The organism is Planococcus lenghuensis (assembly GCF_001999905.1).
Lineage (GTDB): Bacteria > Bacillota > Bacilli > Bacillales_A > Planococcaceae > Indiicoccus > Indiicoccus lenghuensis.
Window position 1 is genome coordinate 2,593,784 of record NZ_CP019640.1, and the last position, 18,108, is coordinate 2,611,891.

Sequence of the window (18,108 nt, forward strand, 5' to 3'; positions counted from 1 at the left end):
TGTCGGAAAATTGTTTCAAACAGAACATTCTGTACTATATTAATAAACAAGATAACACACTGTTATAAAACAGTAAATCATTTTCGAAAGGTGAGGATTAATTTGACGACAAAACAACAGCAAATCGATGAACTGAACAGCAAATGGGCAACGGATGCGAGATGGCAAGGGATTGAACGGCCGTATACAGCAGAAGACGTCGTGAAACTGCGCGGTTCTGTAATGATAGAACATACATTGGCGAAACGGGGTGCCGAGCGCCTGTTCCGTTCGCTGCATGAAGAGGAATTCGTGAATGCGCTTGGGGCGCTGACCGGCAACCAGGCGATCCAGCAAGTGAAAGCGGGACTGAAAGCCATTTACTTGAGCGGCTGGCAAGTGGCAGCGGATGCGAACGTCGCCGGCCAAATGTACCCGGATCAGTCGCTATACCCGGTCAATTCCGTTCCGCAAGTCGTCAAACGCATCAACCAGGCACTGGAACGGGCGGATCAGATTGACCAATCCGAAAACCGGGCCGATGGGTTTGACTGGTTCGCACCGATCGTCGCGGATGCGGAAGCCGGTTTCGGCGGACCGCTGAACGTATTTGAATTAATGAAAGCGATGATTGAAGCAGGTGCTGCAGGCGTCCATTTTGAGGACCAGCTCGCCTCTGAAAAAAAATGCGGTCATCTTGGCGGAAAAGTATTGCTTCCAACTCAGAATGCGGTACGGAACCTCATTGCCGCCCGGCTGGCAGCAGACGTGCTCGGCGTGCCGACCATCCTGATCGCCCGGACCGATGCCGATGCAGCGGATCTCATCACAAGTGATATCGATCCGGCAGATCACCCCTTCATCACCGGAGAGCGCACACCGGAAGGTTTTTACCGGACGACTCCCGGCATCGATCAGGCGATTGCGAGAGGACTCGCTTACGCACCGTATGCAGATCTTGTCTGGTGTGAGACTTCGCACCCGAATCTGGAAGAAGCGAAACAATTTGCAGATGCCATACACGCTCAATTCCCGGACAAAATGCTTGCTTACAATTGCTCGCCTTCGTTCAACTGGCAGGCGAAGCTCGACCAGGAGACGATTGCAAAATACCAGGTTGAGCTCGGCAAGATGGGCTATAAATTCCAATTTGTCACTCTCGCCGGCTTCCATGCGCTGAACCATAGCATGTTCGAACTGGCACACGATTACCGGGATCACGGTATGGCGGCGTACTCGAAACTGCAGCAGGCAGAATTTGCAAGCGAAGCAAAAGGCTATACCGCAACACGCCATCAGCGTGAAGTCGGTACCGGCTATTTCGACGAAGTTTCACAGGTAATCTCAGGTGGTACTTCATCCACTGTTGCGATGAAAGGCTCAACGGAAACGGCACAATTCGTGCCGACAACATGAGAGGGGGATGCAAATGACCACAAATCAGACTTCTGTTGAACGCATAACCGTCACAGGCGGCCCGGTGACAGGAAGCGATACAGTCCTGACACCGGCGGCACTGGAATTTTTGATCGGCTTGCATGACCGCTTCGATAAGCGGAGGAAAGAGCTGCTCCACAACCGGCAGGAGCGGCAGCGGGAAATCGACGATGGCAAACTCCCTGACTTTCTGCCGGAAACAGCGCATATCCGGACGGGCGACTGGACAGTTGCTCCACTCCCGCCGGATATGCAGGACCGGCGGGTGGAAATCACCGGACCGGTCAACAGGAAAATGATCATCAATGCCTTGAATTCCGGAGCAAAAATGTTCATGGCGGATCTTGAAGATGCCAACTCCCCCACTTGGAACAATGTTATTGAAGGACAGCGCAACTTGCAGGACGCCGTCCGCCGGGAGATCCGCTTCACAGATCCGAAAAGTGGAAAAGCCTATGAACTGAATGACGAAACAGCTGTGCTGATGGTGCGACCGCGCGGCTGGCACCTGGAAGAGAAGCACATCCAGATTGACGGGCAACCGGCTTCAGCAAGCCTGATCGATTTCGGCCTTTACTTCTTCCATAACGCACAGGAGCTGATCGACCGCGGCACCGGCCCTTATTTTTACTTGCCGAAGCTTGAGAGCCACCTGGAAGCCCGGCTCTGGAATGAAGTTTTCATACACGCACAAGAAGCACTCAGCATCCCGCAAGGCACAATCCGGGCGACTGTCCTGATCGAAACGATTCTGGCCGCGTTTGAAATGGATGAAATTTTGTACGAGCTCCGGGACCATTCCGCCGGCCTCAATTGCGGCCGCTGGGATTATATTTTCAGCGTTTTGAAACGGCTGCGTAACCGGCCGAAAACCATCTTCCCGGACCGGGCCCAAGTGACGATGACCGTGCCGTTCATGCGCGCATATACCCAGCTGGCGATTAAGACTTGCCATAAACGGAATGCCCCGTCAATCGGCGGCATGGCGGCACAGATTCCTGTAAAGAATGATCCGGAGGCAAATGCTGCTGCGTTTGAGAAAGTACGGCTCGACAAGGAGCGGGAAGTGACAGATGGACACGACGGTACATGGGTTGCCCATCCCGGACTTGTAGCTATTGCAAAAGCGGAATTTGATAAACACATGCCTGAACCGAATCAGATTCACCGCAGGCGGGACGACGTGAATGCGACAGCGGATGAGCTGCTGGCCGTTCCCCGCGGCATGATCACCGAAGCTGGACTCCGGGAAAACATTTCAGTTGGTGTACAATACCTGGCCGCCTGGCTGAACGGCAGCGGGGCTGTCCCGATCAATAACCTGATGGAAGATGCTGCAACAGCGGAAATCTCCCGCGCTCAGGTCTGGCAATGGATCCGTCATCCGCAAGGCTGCCTGTCGGACGGACGGAAAGTGAGTGTCCGGCTGTTTCAGGAAGTGCTGGCGGAAGAGTTGGCAACAATCCGGGAAACCATCGGTGAAGAAGCATTCGAACGGGGAAATTTTCAAGAAGGTGCTGATTTGTTTTCATCGCTGATTCTGGAACGGGATTTCGTGGAATTCCTGACGATACCTGGCTATAAAAAACTCTCATAAAAAATTAGGAGGCGATTTATCATGATGGAAACACTCGAATTTTACCGGAACTTGCCGAAAAAGGTCTGTGTCGAATGTGGACAGGAAATCGAAGAACAGCATGAATCGTATCTATATGAATGTGAGCGTTGCATTGGACATGGCAATGATTAAACACAAGGAGGCGGACCTTTTAGAGGCCGCCTCCTTGTTTATTCGCAGCAATGCGCCGTGTTTATAGATGATCGGCATATGATGGGTGAGTTACTTGCGAGCCTCACTTATCCGGCACTTTATCCGCTGCATGGTTGTGTATTGCCCAAATTCCACGGTTACTTCCATGCTTCAAACAGCGGCCCGTCCTCTCCGTAAATCGGGTCCTGCATCGGCAACGGCACACTGGCGATTTCTTCGAGCGCATATGGGCGTTCTTCCGGCTTGCCCAGTTTTTTGTTCGGATTGATGCCGCTCGGGTATGCGCCCACCACTTGGAAATCGTCGGACGCCTCTAATTTCTTATGACCGGTTCCTGCCGGAAGCACGGCGACATCGCCCGCTTCTACCGTTACGGTTTTCCCTTGTTCACCGCCGAGCCGGATTGCCGCTGAACCGGACCGCACGCCGAGCACCTCATGCGTGTTACTGTGGTAATGGTGGTAATCAAATACGCCGCCTTGCCAGCTGTTCGTCCAATCGTGTTTATTGAACGTCTTTTCAATCGCGGAGGGATTTTCACTGAATGCCCCTTTATACAAAAGCACAGGCAGGTTCGGGTTATTCGGGATATTGCCATCATCCTGGAAATTCAGTTTCTGGATTGAGTCCATTTCAAATCATCTCCTTTTTCCTTAATTACCCGGCAGCCGTCCGTTTAATTCGGAAAACAGACGGGAAAACGATAACCAGGAGGGATTTTTGATGAGTGAGAAAAAAGACTACTTTAAAAATGAAAACGGTGAAAACACCGAACAGCAGCAGGAGAACCAGTCCACCAAGGATCAGGCACGTAAACCCGACCAGCAGAACAATATGAAACCGCAGGAAAATCAGCGGAGATGAATCGGAAGCCGCCCATCATCGGGCGGCTTTTGGTATGATACACCAAAGGAGTGAATACAATGCGCGCAGCCATATTCGATTTCGACGGCACGTTATATGCCGGAGAAACGTTTGATCTTTTGATGAATCATTTAAAGTACCATCCCACCCACAAAAACCGCTATCAAAAATTCTACAGAGCCATCATGCCACCCTATATCGGTTATAAACTGAAACTGGTACCTGAAGCCGTCATGCGGGAAAAATCCATGCAGGCCTACCTGTCCGCGTTTCATCAGCTTTCTGAAACGGAATTGACCGACTACTTCCGTGAAGTCGCTGACAAAATGAAGGATAATTTAAATCAGGAAGTTAAGAAACGAATGGAGAAACACGCCGAACAAGGCGATTTCGTCATGCTTGTATCCGGTGCCTTCACCCCGCTGTTGGATGCTGTAACAGCAGACTTGCCGGTCGACCGGGTCATCGGTACGCAGGTCTCCTATCCGAATGGCATATTGGATAAGCGTTCCCCCGTCCGGCATATTCAATCGGAACGAAAAATCGAGGAGATTAAAGCCGCTCTCGGCGATCGTGAAATCGATTGGAATGATAGCTTTGCCTACAGTGACAGTGTGTCTGATTTGCCGATTCTCGAACTTGCCGGTAATGCAGTTGCCGTTCAGCCGGACGAACGATTACGGACCATCGCCTCGAAGCGCGGATGGGAAATCCTGTGAATAAGAAATGCCGACCGGTTGCCCAGCCGGCATTTCTTTTGTTATCATCCTGTTTTCACTTCATCGCGCAGCACCGTCTTCAGCACTTTTCCACTTGCATTGCGCGGCAGGCTATCGATGAATTCCACTTCCTGAGGTAGTTTATATTTGGCGATTTTTCCTTGGCAATAGTCCAGCACTTGTTCTTCCGTCAATCGCTGCCCTTCTTTCAGGACGACGAAGGCTTTCGGCACTTCCCCCATCACTTCGTGCGGTACCCCGATCACGGCAGCCTCCAACACTTCCGGAATTTCATACAGCACTTCCTCGACTTCCAGTGGATAAATATTTTCGCCTCCGCGGATAATCATGTCTTTCTTGCGGTCAACGATATATAAAAACCCTTCCTCATCGAATTTACCAAGATCACCTGAGAACAGCCACCCATCCCGGACTGTCTGATATGTCGCCTGTTCATTCTTCAGGTACCCCTTCATCACTTGCGGGCCTTTTACGATAATTTCACCGACTTCCCCGACCGGGAGCGCATTTCCTTCTTCATCCGCTACCCGGACGCCTGTATACAAGAGCGGCTTGCCGACAGACCCGATTTTCTCCAGCGCTGATTCATCGGTCAGACTGGTGGCGGCCGGTGCGTTCTCCGTCTGGCCGTACAAGTTCTGGACTTTCACGTCCGGGAACAGCATCTTCACTTTCTTCACGAGTTCATAGGGCATCGGAGAAGCACCGTATGTGAATAAACGAAGGGATGATAAATCAGTCTTTTCAAGCTGCGGGGTGTTCAGCAATACGCTGTACATCGCCGGCACACCGAAAAAGATGGTGATTTTTTCTTCCTCCATCGTTTTCAAATTCTTTTCTGCAGCGAATCCCTCTTCGATCACAACTGTGCCGCCCTGGTAAATCAGTGGAATACTGAACACATGACTGGCTGCACAATGGAACAGCGGCGCCACAATCTGCACGCGATCTTCTGCCGTCATTTCCATCGAGGCAGACCAGATTTCCGCTGCGGCCTCCACATTTTTATTCGACAGCATCACGCCTTTCGGTTTACCGGTTGTGCCCGATGTGTAAAAGACGACAGACGTATCTTCCGCCATTCGTTCAATTGGAATCGCTTCACCTTCCTTGCCGGTTACAATCGATTCCAATGATGGCGCTTCCCCCTCACCCGTTCCCCGTACAATCCGGTCTTCGAGTGCCGGTAGTTTCGGCAGCAGTTTCCCGATGAGTTCACTGTAACTCTCATTGTAAATAAGGCCGCGCGCTTCCGAATGGGACAGTATGTACTCGATTTCAGAAGCTGCCAATTTCACATTGACCGGCAATACCGTGAATCCGCCGATCTGGCAGGCATAATAGCAAACAAGAAAATCATCGCTATTGGGTAGATACAATGCCACGATATCATCTGCCCTATATCCCTTGTCCTGGAAATACCGGGCAAGCGATGAGGCTTTCCGGTAAAAGTCCCTGTAGTTCGTTTCCGTTCCATTAAACACGGTAATCGCTTTCTCCGGCTGTTTATCAGCTGCTATTTTCAACTTTTCTGCAATAAACATCTTCCCATCCCCTTTTGAAATCATAAGCTCTTTATTCATTATACCGGAAGCGGTTTTAATTTTGGCAATATTTAATAATGTTCATGCTATACTTTAAATAAGACTGCAAAAGGAGGGAAAAATCATGTCAGCTGCAAAAGAAACCTTACTCGTTAATGAATATGTAAACGGCGTGCTCGACCCCGAACTCGATATGCTCGGTCCCTTGAAAGACGGCGGCCATATTATCGCCCACACCGCTCCCGGCTGTTGGGGTCCGATGATCACGCCGTGCATCCGGGGCGGGCATGAAGTGACACGCCCGGTCTATGTGGAAGGGGCAGAACCGGGTGATGCAATTGCGATCCGCATTAAAACGATCGAAGTCACCTCGCTTGCCACTTCTTCCGGCAACGACCAGCCGGTTGAAGGCCGATTTCTCGGAGACCCGTTTATTGCAGTGAAATGCCCGGGCTGCGACACGCTGTATCCCGACACCGTCATCCAAGGCACAGGAGACGAAGCCATCCGCTGTGCAAATTGCGGAGAAAATGTCACGCCATTCGTTTTCACGAATGGATACACCATGTTCTTTGGTGAAAATGGGGATGTTGGTGTCACACTCTCAAAGGAAGCGGCCGAAACGATTGCGCAGGATGGACGTACCTATATGAAAACACCGGAAAATTCCGTACAGAATCCGATTGCCACGTTTGCACCGCATGACCTCGTCGGCACCATCGCACGCATGCGGCCGTTTCTCGGTCAGCTTGGTACGACACCTTCCCGTCCGATTCCGGATTCACATAACGCCGGGGATTTCGGATCTTTTCTGATCGATGCACCGCATGAATATGTCAGCACGCAAGAGGAACTTGATGAGCACCGGACGGACGGCCATATGGACATCAGCCGCGTACGTGCAGGCGCCATCCTCCTCTGCCCTGTCAAAGTGCCGGGCGGCGGCATCTATTTGGGGGATATGCATGCAATGCAGGGAGATGGTGAAATCGCCGGCCATACAGCGGATGTGGCGGGTGTCTCCCACCTGCAGGTCCATGTATTGAAAGGCGTGAAACTCGACGGCCCGGTTCTCCTGCCGAATACAGAAGATTTGCCATACACTGCAAAGCCTTTTACCCGGGCGGAAAAGGAAGCGGCGAAGAAAATTGCGGAACGATGGAACATTGGCGAACCCGAAGAATCCCTTCCAGTTTCATTCATCGGTACCGGTCCTACGTTGAATGCCGCAACCGACAATGGTATGCAGCGGGCAGCCGATCTGTTCGGGGTGCCGGTGCCTGAAATCCTGAACCGGGCAACCATCACCGGGTCCATTGAAATCGGCCGCCATCCAGGCGTCGTGACTGTGACCTTCCTTGCGCCCCGGCATTATCTAGAAAAAGCAGGTCTATACGAACTGGTCGATAACCAATACCGGGAACGCGAAGAATGACCGGTGCAGGAAGGCGGCTCTGAAGTGCTGTCTTCCTGTTGCTCAGTTACATAATTATTCACATTTTTTATACCAAAATTTAAAATAGCTTTTCTCCCGTATATTTTTCTGGTAAAATTCGTTTTATCGAATATTTATTCAAGAATGGAGGATTTATTCATGTTTAAAAATAAATTGGTTTTTGCCGGATTTGCTTCGGTTTCTCTCGCACTCGGCGCATGTGGCGCGGAAGAAGCGGCAGAGGTTGAAGAAGCGGATGCAGGAGCCGGAGAAGTCACGGAGGAAATGGAAGTTCTGGAAGTGGCGACGTCTGCTGATTTCCCTCCATTTGAATCGCGCAACACCGAAGGGGACTTTGTCGGTTTTGACATTGACCTTGCAAACTACATTGCCGATGAACTCGGTTATGACCTCGAAATCACGGACATGAAGTTTGACGGGCTGATCGGTGCGCTACAGAGCGAGCGGGTCGATATGGTCATCTCCGGCATGAGTGCGACCGATGAGCGCAAAGAGAATGTCGATTTCTCCACCGCCTACCATCATTCCGGTGAAATGTTCCTGACGCAGGCCGGGTCCGATATCGACACACTGGAGGATCTTGAAGGAACAGTGGTCGGCGTCCAGCTCGGTACGATTCAGGAAGACGGCGCACAAAAACTGCTTGAAGAAGAAGATCTTAATTTCGAGCTGAAAGCACTTGATAATGCCGGGCTGCTCATCCAGGAACTGATGAGCGGGCGCATTGATGTCGTGTATATGGACGAGTCGGTTGCTACCGGCTATATCGAGGAACAGGGACTTGAAGGATTTGCAGACCCGACAACGAGCTCGCCAGGCATGGCGGTCGCTTTCCCGAAAGGCAGCGAATTGGTTGATGAAGTGAACGCTGTCCTTGCAGAAGCGGAAGAAAGCGGCTATTTGGCTGAATTAGAAGAAAAATGGCTGTCAGAAGAAGAGTAACCACTGATACTTCCGGGCAAAGTCACCGCGCTTTGCCCGTCTTATTTTTGATTGCAAGACCGTATGTCTTTTGACGGCCTTTTATAAACAGGACTTTTCTAACCAGGATTATTCTGTTAAAATCCGTTTTATTGAATAAACATTCACACAGGAGGTTTTTATTAAATGCTGAAAAATAAATGGATGTTAACAGGAATGGCTTCACTCACCCTGGCACTTGGTGCCTGCGGTGCAGAAGAGGCAGGACCGGCAGAAGAAGGCGCAGCAGAATCTGAAGAAGCTGAAGTACTTGAAATGGCGACATCTGCAGATTATCCGCCGTATGAATCACGCAATGCAGAAGGTGAATTCGTCGGTTTTGATATTGAACTGGCCGAGTATATCGCCGATGAACTTGGCCGTGAACTTGAAATCACCGACATGAAGTTTGATGGACTGGTCGGTGCCTTACAAGCTGGCCGGGTGGATATGGTGCTGGCCGGCATGAACGCAACTGAAGAACGGAAAGAGAATGTTGAGTTTTCAACCGTCTACCATAATTCCGGCGAAACATTCCTGACACTTCCGGATGCCGGCATCTCGTCGATTGAAGATTTGGAAGGACGCACAGTCGCCGTTCAGCTTGGCACAATGCAGCAAAATACGATCGAAGCGCTGGTCGAGGAAGAAGGTATGGACATCGAAATCAAAGCGATCGATGATGCCGGCCTCATGATCCAGGAGTTGATGTCCGGACGCGTGGATGCCGCTTATCTTGATACAACCGCTGCAACCGGGTTTATTGAAGAACAGGGTCTGGCCGGGTTTGAAGATCCGACTGTCGAATCCCCTGGTGTCGCTATCGCTTTTCCGAAAGACAGCGAGCTGGTCGATGACGTGAATGAAATTTTGGCGGAAGCGGAAGAAAGCGGCTACCTCGAGGAATTGCGAAACGAATGGCTCGTCGAATAGAAAGCCGGGTAAATCCATTGCTAAAGGTGTGTGACTAAATGAATCTCGATTTTACGCAGCTTGTTCCCTATCTCCCATTTATCCTTGAAGGGATATGGGCAACCCTGAAATTCGTAGCCGTCGCGCTCGTGTTCGGCTCAATACTCGGCGTTCTGCTGGCGCTATGCAAAATCGGCAGTATCATGTTTCTCCGGTGGTTTGCAGATGCCTATACATCCGTATTCCGCGGCACGCCGCTCATCCTGCAGCTGATGATCATTTATTTCGCGGTGCCGCAACTGACCGGTTATGATATTACTGCATTTACATCAGCTGTTCTTGCGTTCGGCCTGAACTCGGCGGCCTACATTTCCGAGATTATCCGGGCCGGCATCAATGCGGTCGATAAAGGACAAGTCGAAGCCGCCCAAGCGCTTGGAATTCCGTATAAAGCCATGATGAAAGATATCATTCTGCCGCAGGCGTTCAAAAACATCCTTCCTGCCCTGATGAACGAATTTATCACGTTAACAAAGGAATCGGCACTCGTTTCCGTCATCGGGTATCTCGACCTGATGCGGCGCGCACAGGTGGTCGGCGCTGAATTGTACCGCAATTTCGAACCGCTTCTGTTTGTCGGACTCATTTACTGGCTGATGGTGATGGGCTTGACGCTCATTGGCAGACAAGTCGAACGGAGGATGAGAGCAAGTGATTAAGACCGAAAAACTTTTCAAGCAGTTCGGGAAAAACGTTGTCCTGAAAGATATCAATACGGAAGTGGTCCAAGGTGAGGTAGTCGCAGTCGTCGGTCCGTCGGGCTCCGGCAAATCGACATTCCTCCGCTGCCTGAATATGCTCGAAGTGCCCACTTCCGGAAAAATTACGTTCCGTGATCAGGAACTCACCAATCCAAAAACGAATATCCAGAAAGTCCGGGCGCAGATTGGCATGGTGTTCCAGCATTTCTACCTGTTTCCGCATTTGACGATACTCGACAACCTTTCATATGCACCACAAAAAGTGAAGGGCGAATCAAAAGCTGATGCAGAAAAAAAATCGAAACAGTTGCTCGAACGGGTTGGCCTCTCCGATAAAGCGGAGGCCTATCCTTCCAGCCTGTCCGGTGGTCAGAAACAGCGGGTTGCGATTGCGCGGGCACTTGCCATGGAACCGGATCTCATGCTGTTTGACGAGCCGACCTCCGCACTTGATCCCGAGATGGTGAAAGAAGTGCTCGATGTTATGAAAGACCTGGCAAAATCCGGCATGACGATGCTTGTCGTCACCCATGAAATGGGCTTCGCCCGGGAAGTGGCGGATCGCGTGCTGTTTTTGGATCACGGTGTCCTCATTGAAGAAGGCACGCCCGATGAATTCTTCGGCAATCCGAAGACGGAGCGCGCACAGGATTTCCTGGAAAAAGTTTTATAATGAACGCAGAAACCCCGCGAGGCAGAAAATGCCTCGCGGGGTTTTATCGTCCTGGTCTGTATGACAAATTGCAGTAAATCGGTCTGAACGCGGATTAGCGGCTAATCTCGATCCGCCGCTCCAGCTCTCTAGCCTTTATTCACCGCTAAGCCCGTCACGCCTTGCACGAGTTCACGGATATCGTCTTCCCGGCCTTCATGGAATGCCTGGACGATCGTTGAGCCGACGATGAAGCCGTCACACGAGGCAACGAGCCCCGCAGCTTGTTCCGCACTCGAAATGCCGAAACCGGCCATGACCGGCACCGGGCTTTTCGAACGGATCTTCTTGAGGAATGGCGCTACGCTGTCCGAAAATTCCGTGCGGCCCCCGGTGACACCTTTCACCGTCACAGCATACACAAAGCCTTCCGCCTGTGCCAAGATCGCTTCAAGCCGTTCGTCGGTCGTCGTCAGCGTCACGAGTTGCACAAGCGGCACTTCCGCTTCCGACAACGCCGGCTGTACGAGATCCTGATGCTCAAACGGCAGATCCGGGATGATAACACCGGCAATACCGGCTTCCCGGCAGCTTTCAGCGAATGCTTCCGCCCCGTACTGCAGCACTGGATTCAAATACGTCATAATGACGAGCGGCACTTCAGGCGTATGCTTAAAACCGCGTACTGTCGCAAATACATCGCGAAGCGTCACGCCTTCCCGAAGCGCCCGCACACCGGCATCCTGAATGACCGGTCCATCCGCCACCGGGTCGGAAAACGGAATGCCGAGTTCAATTGCGGTCACGCCAGCTTCCTCGAGAACTTCAATCCGGTTTTCCAGCGTTTCCAGTCCGCCGTCCCCTGCCATGATATAAGCAACGAATGCCGGATTTTGTTTTTCAATCGATTCCTGCAAAAAGCGTCCCATCATTCCACCTCCACGTGCTTGCGGATTGTTTCCATATCTTTATCACCGCGGCCGGACAGGCAGACGACGAGCACAGAACCTTTGTCCATCTTCTTCGCCTGGCGCTCTGCCTCTGCCAAGGCATGCGCCGATTCGAGCGCCGGGATAATTCCTTCAAGGCGCGACAATTTCTTCAGCGCATCGAGCGCTTCATCGTCGGTGATCGCCGTGTATTTCACCCGGCCGATCTCGTGCAGATAGGCATGTTCCGGACCGATTCCCGGGTAATCAAGACCTGCTGAAATCGAGTGAGCTTCCTGAATCTGGCCGTCTTCTGTCTGCAGCACTTTCATGAACGCGCCATGCAGCACGCCGAGCTTGCCGCCTGTCAGTGTTGCCGCATGCTTCCCGGAATCAATACCGGAGCCTGCCGCTTCCACGCCGATCAATTCCACGCTTTCATCGTCCACAAACGGATAGAACATCCCGATTGCATTGCTGCCGCCCCCGACACAGGCCACAATGGCATCCGGCAGTTTCCCGGTTTTTTCTTTCACTTGCCGCTTTGTTTCGTCGCCGATGACGCGCTGGAAATCGCGCACCATCTCCGGAAACGGATGCGGCCCGAGCGCAGAGCCGATCAAATAATGCGTGTCTTCCACGTTTGCCACCCAATGGCGCAACGCTTCATTCACTGCGTCTTTCAACGTCGCGCTGCCGGCACTCACACCGCGCACTTCCGCGCCGAGAAGTTCCATCCGGAACACGTTCAGCTGCTGACGCCGGATATCCTCGTCACCCATGTAAACAATGCATTCCAAACCGAACAGCGCGCATACCGTTGCTGTCGCAACACCGTGCTGACCGGCGCCGGTTTCAGCGACGATTTTTTGTTTGCCCATCCGTTTTGCGAGCAGTACCTGCCCGAGCGCATTATTGATTTTATGGGCACCGGTATGGTTCAAATCTTCCCGTTTCAGATAAATTTCAGGACCGTCGAATGCTTCTGTAAGCCGTTTTGCATACGTGAGCGGCTGTTCGCGTCCCACATACTCCTTCAAATAATAATCGAGCTCTTTCTGAAATTCCGGATCCGCCTTGACTTCCGTATAGGCCGCTTCCAGTTCTTTTACTGCTTTCATTAACGTTTCCGGTACAAATTGGCCGCCGTAGCGCCCGAAAAAGCCCGGCCGTTCTTTCGCTGACGTCATCCCTTTTCCACTCCTTTTGCTGCCTCGATGAATGCCCGGATTTTCGCCGGGTCTTTTCTGCCGTCTGTCTCCACGCCGCTCGAGACGTCAACCATGACAGGTTTCAGTATCCTGATCGCTTCCGCTACGTTGTCTGTATGCAATCCGCCTGCAACTGCCAGCCGGTTCTCCGTTTCCGAGAAGCCTTTCAGCACGTCCCATTTAAACGTTTCGCCGCTGCCTCCGCGGTACTCCACGCCGGGCGCATCCGCCAGCACGACCGCCGCTTCGGAAGCGGCCAATTTCGCTCCATCTTCTTCTGTCCGGATCGATACCGCCCGGATGACCGGGACCGGCAGTTCTTTCAGCACATCATCCGGTTCATCGCCGTGCAGCTGAATAAAATCCAGTCCCACTTTGCGGGCGATGCGCGTCATTTCCTCCGGCGTTTCATTGACAAACACCCCGACTTTCTTGATGTGGGGCGGTATTTGCGCAGCCAGTTTTTTTGCTTCGTCAACTGTCACCTGCCGTTTGCTCGGCGCAAAGACGAATCCGATCAGATCAGCACCTGCCTCCATCGCCGCCTGCACGTGCTGCTCTTCTTTCAGTCCGCAGATCTTCACCTGGGTCATCGTGCTTCCTCCTGACGGAACAGCGAGTCGAGGAATGCTCCCGGATCATTGGCACGCATGAGCGATTCACCAATCAGCAGGCCTTTGACACCGGTTTTCACAGCCCGTTGTGCATCTGCCGGTGAATGAATGCCGCTTTCGCTGATGAAGAGCTGTTCGTCTGTGAAGAATGAAGCGAGTTTTTCGGTATTCTCAAGACTTACTTCAAACGTCGACAAATTACGGTTATTGATGCCGATCAATTCCGCACCAAGCGCCAACGCGCGTTTCATTTCTTCTTCATCATGCACTTCAACGAGCGCTTCCAGTCCGCGTTCTTCTGTATAGGCAAACAACTCGTGCAATTTCTCATCGTCAAGTGCTGCCACGATAAGCAATACGACTGTTGCACCGGCATTTTTCGCCCGGTCAATCTGCTTTTTATCGACAATGAAGTCTTTATTCAGTACCGGAACGGCCACTTGTTTGGCGACTTCATGCAAATCGTCGATCGAGCCATTGAAATATGACTCATCCGTCAGCACGGAAATCGCGGATGCACCTGCCTGTTCATAGCGTTTCGCCTGGCCGATGACATCCACTTCCGCGCGGATAACCCCTTTTGACGGGGACGACCGTTTGATCTCCGCGATGACGCCAGCTGGTTTTGCGAGGCGCAATAAATCCGCAAGCCGCGGTTTTGCCGGGTAATCTGTTTCCGGAAAATCCGTTCTCAAACCGGCCAATTCCTGCTTTTTTGTTTCAAGTATTTTCGTCAAAATTGTCATTGAGATACCTCCTGGGCTACAAGCTTCCGGTACACCGCTTCGACACGGCCGGAAGAAAGACTCCTCTTCGCTTCTTTTACACCTTCTGCCACGCACGAAACCCGGCCGGCCACATAAAGTGCAAGTCCGGCATTCAATGCAACCACGTCCTGATAAGCGCTTTCCTTTCCGGCAATCAGCTCCCGGAAGATTTCTGCATTGCGCTGGGCGTCCCCGCCGCGAAGCGCTTCTATCGGCTGTACATTCAGCCCGACATCATGCGGATGGATTATCATGTCCGTCAGTCCGTTTTCATCAAATAAAATCACGTGATTGTCACCTGCCAGAGACAATTCGTCCATCCCGCCAGCCCCGTGCAGTACCGCTCCTCGCTTCCGCCCGAGTTTCACAAGCGCTTCCGCCATCGGCCGCATCTTATCTTTGCGGTATACACCGGTTACTTGGTACGTCACCGGAATCGGATTCGCAAGCGGTCCGGCCAGATTAAAAATAGTCGGCGTATCGATTGATTTCCGCACATCCCGCAAGCGTCCGATCGCCGGGTGGATCGCCGGTGCGAATAAAAACGCGAGACCCGTTTCTTCGATCACTTCGTTGAATCGCTCTGCGGCCACATTCACATCCACACCGATCGCTTCCAGCAGATCGGAACTTCCCGCTTTACTCGATACGCTCCGGTTGCCGTGTTTCGCCACTTTAACATCAAGAGAAGCCAAGACAAACGCGACCGCTGTGCTGATGTTGAAACTATGCGATTTATCGCCGCCGGTTCCGCAGACATCCATCAATTCGTAATCACCGGCATCGATATTCGCCGTCCGGCTCAACAATTCACCCACAAGTCCTGCAATTTCCGGTGCTGCCTCACCGCGCGTATGGAGAGCGATCAAAAATTCCCGGATCTCCTCGGGTTTCGTTTCTTCTGCGAGCATCTGCTGCCCCGCCTGTCTCATCTCGTCTTCCGAAAGAATGCTTCCGCTGTTCACCTGTGCTGTATATTCTCTCATGTTCTCTTCTCCTCTCAGCTCTTTTGATTTCTGATGGCTCCTGGACAACAAAAAAACCGCAGCTGAACGCAAATCGCATTCTGCTGCGGAGGACGGGTCAACCCCGCGGTGCCACCTCACGTTGATGCCGGATTCCGGTCATCATCTCAAATGCCCGTTAACGCCAGGCATACGTCTCCCCTACAAGCCGCGTCTTTCCTGCCGCATTCGGGTAAGCTCTCGAAAGTCCATTCGTGCAGGTGCCGCTCTCCGGCTTCCACCAGCCGCCGGTTCTCTATGCAGCGCACACTGCCTACTCTTCTTCGTCTCCGATTTATCTCTTCTCTGCTCTAAGGTCTTGCTCTCAACTGGTCTCTTGCTCTGAATGAACTTGTTATCCGTACAACAAGTTGTGTCCAATCATATAAGGTTTCAACTATTCTGTCAAGTGACCGGATTTTCAGCGGATGGATATGTTTTTTATCTGGAACTGACACATCTTGAGTAATGAATGCAAGCTTACTTGCGGATTTAGTTTAAACGCGTGCAAAACTTCGGTTATTACTTGCGGATTTATCATAGATACTTGCGAAATAATTCCGTTTGCTTGCGAATCTTGGGCTGTTATTTGCGGATTCACTGGTTTTATTTGCGAAATCGGATTTACTCGCGACGTCCCTTGTTTACTTGCGAATCCGGAGCTGTTACTTGCGAATTCACTGATTTTACTTGCGAATCCATTAATTTTTCTCACAAAATCTCATTAAATACTTACAAAGAATTCAAAACCTTATCCAACCACCAAATTGCCAATAAAAAAGGGAATCCACGCTCCCTGTCCGGAGCGCGGATTCCCGCTTGAGTTCGTCAATTCACATACCGACCGGGCTGTTTACCTTTCTCATTCCAGTACGCGTTCCGCAAATGTACTTTCTGAATTTTCCCGGATGCTGTCTTTGGCAATTCATCAACAAATGCCACACTTGTGACAGCTTTGAAGTGCGCCAGTTTTTCACGGGAAAATTGAATAATATCTTCCGCAGACGCCTCGGCGCCATCACGGAGCACGACATAGGCATGCGGAGTTTCGCCCCATTTTTCGTGTGGCACGGCGATGACTGCCGCCTCCAGGACTGCTGGATGGTCGTACAGAACACCTTCCACTTCAATGGATGAAATGTTCTCACCGCCGCTGATAATGATGTCTTTCTTGCGGTCGGTGATTTCAACATAACCGTATTCATCAACTGTCCCCATGTCCCCGGTATGCAGCCAGCCATTCTGAATGGCTTCCTTCGTCGCTTCTTCATTCTTCCAGTAACCATGCATAACACCGTGTCCCCGCACGACGACTTCGCCCACTTCCTGTCCGTCCGCCGCAACTTCTTCTCCTGTCTCATCCACGACGCGCACATTAGAGCCGATCATCGGATACCCGGCTTTCGCTTTGATACGCGTCTGCGTCTCTGCCGGCAGTTCATGATGCTCGGAGCGAATCGTCGATACAAGACTGAGTGGTGACGATTCAGTCATGCCGTATACCTGGATGAATTCCCAGCCCAATTCTTGTTCAACCCGCCGCACAAACGCAGGCGGCGGTGCCGAGCCGGCAATAACGACACGGACATTCTCACCTGACGCCGGTGCATGTTCTTCAAAGTACTGCAACAGAGCATTCAGAACCGTCGGCGCCATATGCAGGACCGTGACTCCGTGTTCATTGATCGCCCTGAAAATCGCTTCCGGTGTCGCTTTTCGCAAACAGACATGAGTTGCGCCATTCGCCGTGTAATAAAACGGAGAGCCCCAGCCGTTTACATGGAACATCGGCAGCACATGCAAATACACATCCGTATCCGTCACCCGCAAATGATGCATCGTTGTCAGCGCATGCAGGTAATTGTTGCGATGCGTCAGCATCACACCTTTTGGATTGCCCGTTGTGCCGCTCGTGTACAGCAGACTGCAAACATCGTTCTCATCAAGTTCGGCCCGGTTAAATGGAATTGCCGGAAACGCGGAAAGCCATTTATCATACGCCAAGTCCTCGGTTTCGCCGGTCTTGTAATGAACGATAATTTTCTGCACGGTTTCCAGCCGGTCGCGGATCAGCTCGATAAGCGGCAGCAGATCTTCATCTGCAAATAGCACTTTGGATTCACTGTGGTTCAGGATAAATAAATAATCATCCGGTTTCAACCGGATATTCAGCGGCACCATCACAGCGCCCAGCTGGAAAATGCCGTAGAACCCTTCAAGCATCTCAGGTGTGTTCGGTGCAAGATAAGCGACCCGATCCCCTTTTTCCACACCTAGATTTTTGAGTCCGTGCGATAGCTTATTCACCCGATCGTTCAGTTCATGGTATGTAAGTGTCCGGTCTCCTCCGATAACGGCTTGTTTATCACCGTAAAGCCGTACGGCTCTGTCCAGAAATTCCGGAAGCACCAACGGTATATTCATACGATCACCCCACTTCTAGTATATGAATCAGTATACCACTGACTCTTTTCCATTTCTATACTATTCACACTTGTCAGACTTGT

General features: G+C 51.6%; 18 protein-coding genes. 10 read left to right on the top strand and 8 right to left on the bottom strand.

Annotation, left to right across the window (positions count from 1 at the left end; genetic code table 11):
• Positions 1 to 102: 102 nt before the first annotated feature.
• Genes aceA through yhfH form a run of 3 tightly spaced genes read left to right on the top strand, consistent with a single transcriptional unit; the run spans position 103 to position 3,166 of the window.
• Positions 103 to 1,395, top strand: a complete 1,293-nt coding sequence (gene aceA / locus B0X71_RS13275) for an isocitrate lyase (RefSeq protein WP_077589873.1) — start codon at positions 103 to 105, stop codon at positions 1,393 to 1,395.
• A gap of 13 nt (positions 1,396 to 1,408) precedes the next feature.
• Positions 1,409 to 3,013 (top strand): malate synthase A, encoded by a 1,605-nt coding sequence (gene aceB / locus B0X71_RS13280; protein ID WP_077589874.1) that lies wholly within the window; start codon positions 1,409 to 1,411, stop codon positions 3,011 to 3,013.
• 24 nt (positions 3,014 to 3,037) lie between these two features.
• Positions 3,038 to 3,166 (top strand): protein YhfH, encoded by a 129-nt coding sequence (gene yhfH, locus B0X71_RS13285; RefSeq protein WP_077591002.1) that lies wholly within the window; start codon positions 3,038 to 3,040, stop codon positions 3,164 to 3,166.
• Positions 3,167 to 3,324: 158 nt separating this feature from the next.
• Here yhfH and B0X71_RS13290 read toward each other — a convergent pair whose 3' ends face one another.
• Positions 3,325 to 3,819: a cupin domain-containing protein gene (locus tag B0X71_RS13290; RefSeq protein WP_077589875.1), complete on the bottom strand. Its 495-nt coding sequence runs from the start codon at positions 3,817 to 3,819 to the stop codon at positions 3,325 to 3,327.
• 91 nt (positions 3,820 to 3,910) lie between these two features.
• On the opposite strand from B0X71_RS13290, the gene B0X71_RS21000 reads away from it, so the two are divergent.
• The gene (locus B0X71_RS21000; protein WP_156889874.1) at positions 3,911 to 4,051 is read left to right on the top strand and encodes a hypothetical protein; all 141 of its coding nucleotides are present in this window, start codon (positions 3,911 to 3,913) and stop codon (positions 4,049 to 4,051) included.
• Between the two features lie 59 nt (positions 4,052 to 4,110).
• Positions 4,111 to 4,770 carry an HAD family hydrolase gene (locus tag B0X71_RS13295; RefSeq protein ID WP_077589876.1) on the top strand — a complete coding sequence of 220 codons (660 nt, stop codon included), beginning with the start codon at positions 4,111 to 4,113 and terminating at the stop codon, positions 4,768 to 4,770.
• A gap of 44 nt (positions 4,771 to 4,814) precedes the next feature.
• Here the strand turns inward: B0X71_RS13295 and B0X71_RS13300 are convergent, their stop codons facing one another.
• Positions 4,815 to 6,335: a class I adenylate-forming enzyme family protein gene (locus B0X71_RS13300; protein ID WP_077589877.1), complete on the bottom strand. Its 1,521-nt coding sequence runs from the start codon at positions 6,333 to 6,335 to the stop codon at positions 4,815 to 4,817.
• Positions 6,336 to 6,459: 124 nt separating this feature from the next.
• Between B0X71_RS13300 and B0X71_RS13305 the strand changes: the two genes are divergently transcribed.
• From B0X71_RS13305 to B0X71_RS13325, 5 genes are all read left to right on the top strand, one after another.
• Positions 6,460 to 7,770: an acetamidase/formamidase family protein gene (locus tag B0X71_RS13305; RefSeq protein WP_077589878.1), complete on the top strand. Its 1,311-nt coding sequence runs from the start codon at positions 6,460 to 6,462 to the stop codon at positions 7,768 to 7,770.
• A gap of 159 nt (positions 7,771 to 7,929) precedes the next feature.
• Positions 7,930 to 8,733 carry an ABC transporter substrate-binding protein gene (locus B0X71_RS13310; protein WP_077589879.1) on the top strand — a complete coding sequence of 268 codons (804 nt, stop codon included), beginning with the start codon at positions 7,930 to 7,932 and terminating at the stop codon, positions 8,731 to 8,733.
• A 165-nt stretch (positions 8,734 to 8,898) separates the two neighbouring features.
• The gene (locus B0X71_RS13315) at positions 8,899 to 9,684 is read left to right on the top strand and encodes an ABC transporter substrate-binding protein (protein ID WP_077589880.1); all 786 of its coding nucleotides are present in this window, start codon (positions 8,899 to 8,901) and stop codon (positions 9,682 to 9,684) included.
• A 38-nt stretch (positions 9,685 to 9,722) separates the two neighbouring features.
• Positions 9,723 to 10,382 carry an amino acid ABC transporter permease gene (locus tag B0X71_RS13320; RefSeq protein ID WP_077589881.1) on the top strand — a complete coding sequence of 220 codons (660 nt, stop codon included), beginning with the start codon at positions 9,723 to 9,725 and terminating at the stop codon, positions 10,380 to 10,382.
• Positions 10,375 to 11,097 (top strand): amino acid ABC transporter ATP-binding protein, encoded by a 723-nt coding sequence (locus B0X71_RS13325; protein ID WP_077589882.1) that lies wholly within the window; start codon positions 10,375 to 10,377, stop codon positions 11,095 to 11,097. Before B0X71_RS13320 ends, B0X71_RS13325 begins: the two co-directional genes overlap by 8 nt.
• A 128-nt stretch (positions 11,098 to 11,225) precedes the next feature.
• On the opposite strand, the gene trpA is transcribed toward B0X71_RS13325, so the two are convergent.
• The 6 genes from trpA to B0X71_RS13350 all read right to left on the bottom strand — a co-directional run bounded on the left by trpA (position 11,226) and on the right by B0X71_RS13350 (position 18,025).
• Positions 11,226 to 12,005, bottom strand: a complete 780-nt coding sequence (gene trpA, locus B0X71_RS13330) for a tryptophan synthase subunit alpha (protein ID WP_077589883.1) — start codon at positions 12,003 to 12,005, stop codon at positions 11,226 to 11,228.
• Positions 12,005 to 13,195 carry a tryptophan synthase subunit beta gene (gene trpB, locus B0X71_RS13335; RefSeq protein ID WP_077589884.1) on the bottom strand — a complete coding sequence of 397 codons (1,191 nt, stop codon included), beginning with the start codon at positions 13,193 to 13,195 and terminating at the stop codon, positions 12,005 to 12,007. The genes trpA and trpB overlap by 1 nt, the downstream gene beginning before the upstream one ends.
• Positions 13,192 to 13,809, bottom strand: a complete 618-nt coding sequence (locus B0X71_RS21245) for a phosphoribosylanthranilate isomerase (protein ID WP_198038596.1) — start codon at positions 13,807 to 13,809, stop codon at positions 13,192 to 13,194. The genes trpB and B0X71_RS21245 overlap by 4 nt, the downstream gene beginning before the upstream one ends.
• Positions 13,806 to 14,576, bottom strand: a complete 771-nt coding sequence (gene trpC, locus B0X71_RS21250; protein WP_198038597.1) for an indole-3-glycerol phosphate synthase TrpC — start codon at positions 14,574 to 14,576, stop codon at positions 13,806 to 13,808. Before trpC ends, B0X71_RS21245 begins: the two co-directional genes overlap by 4 nt.
• A complete protein-coding gene (trpD, locus tag B0X71_RS13345; protein WP_077589885.1) occupies positions 14,573 to 15,583 on the bottom strand; it encodes an anthranilate phosphoribosyltransferase in 1,011 nt (336 codons plus the stop codon). The genes trpC and trpD overlap by 4 nt, the downstream gene beginning before the upstream one ends.
• An 846-nt stretch (positions 15,584 to 16,429) precedes the next feature.
• Positions 16,430 to 18,025, bottom strand: a complete 1,596-nt coding sequence (locus B0X71_RS13350) for a long-chain-fatty-acid--CoA ligase (RefSeq protein ID WP_077589886.1) — start codon at positions 18,023 to 18,025, stop codon at positions 16,430 to 16,432.
• Positions 18,026 to 18,108 lie beyond the last annotated feature (83 nt).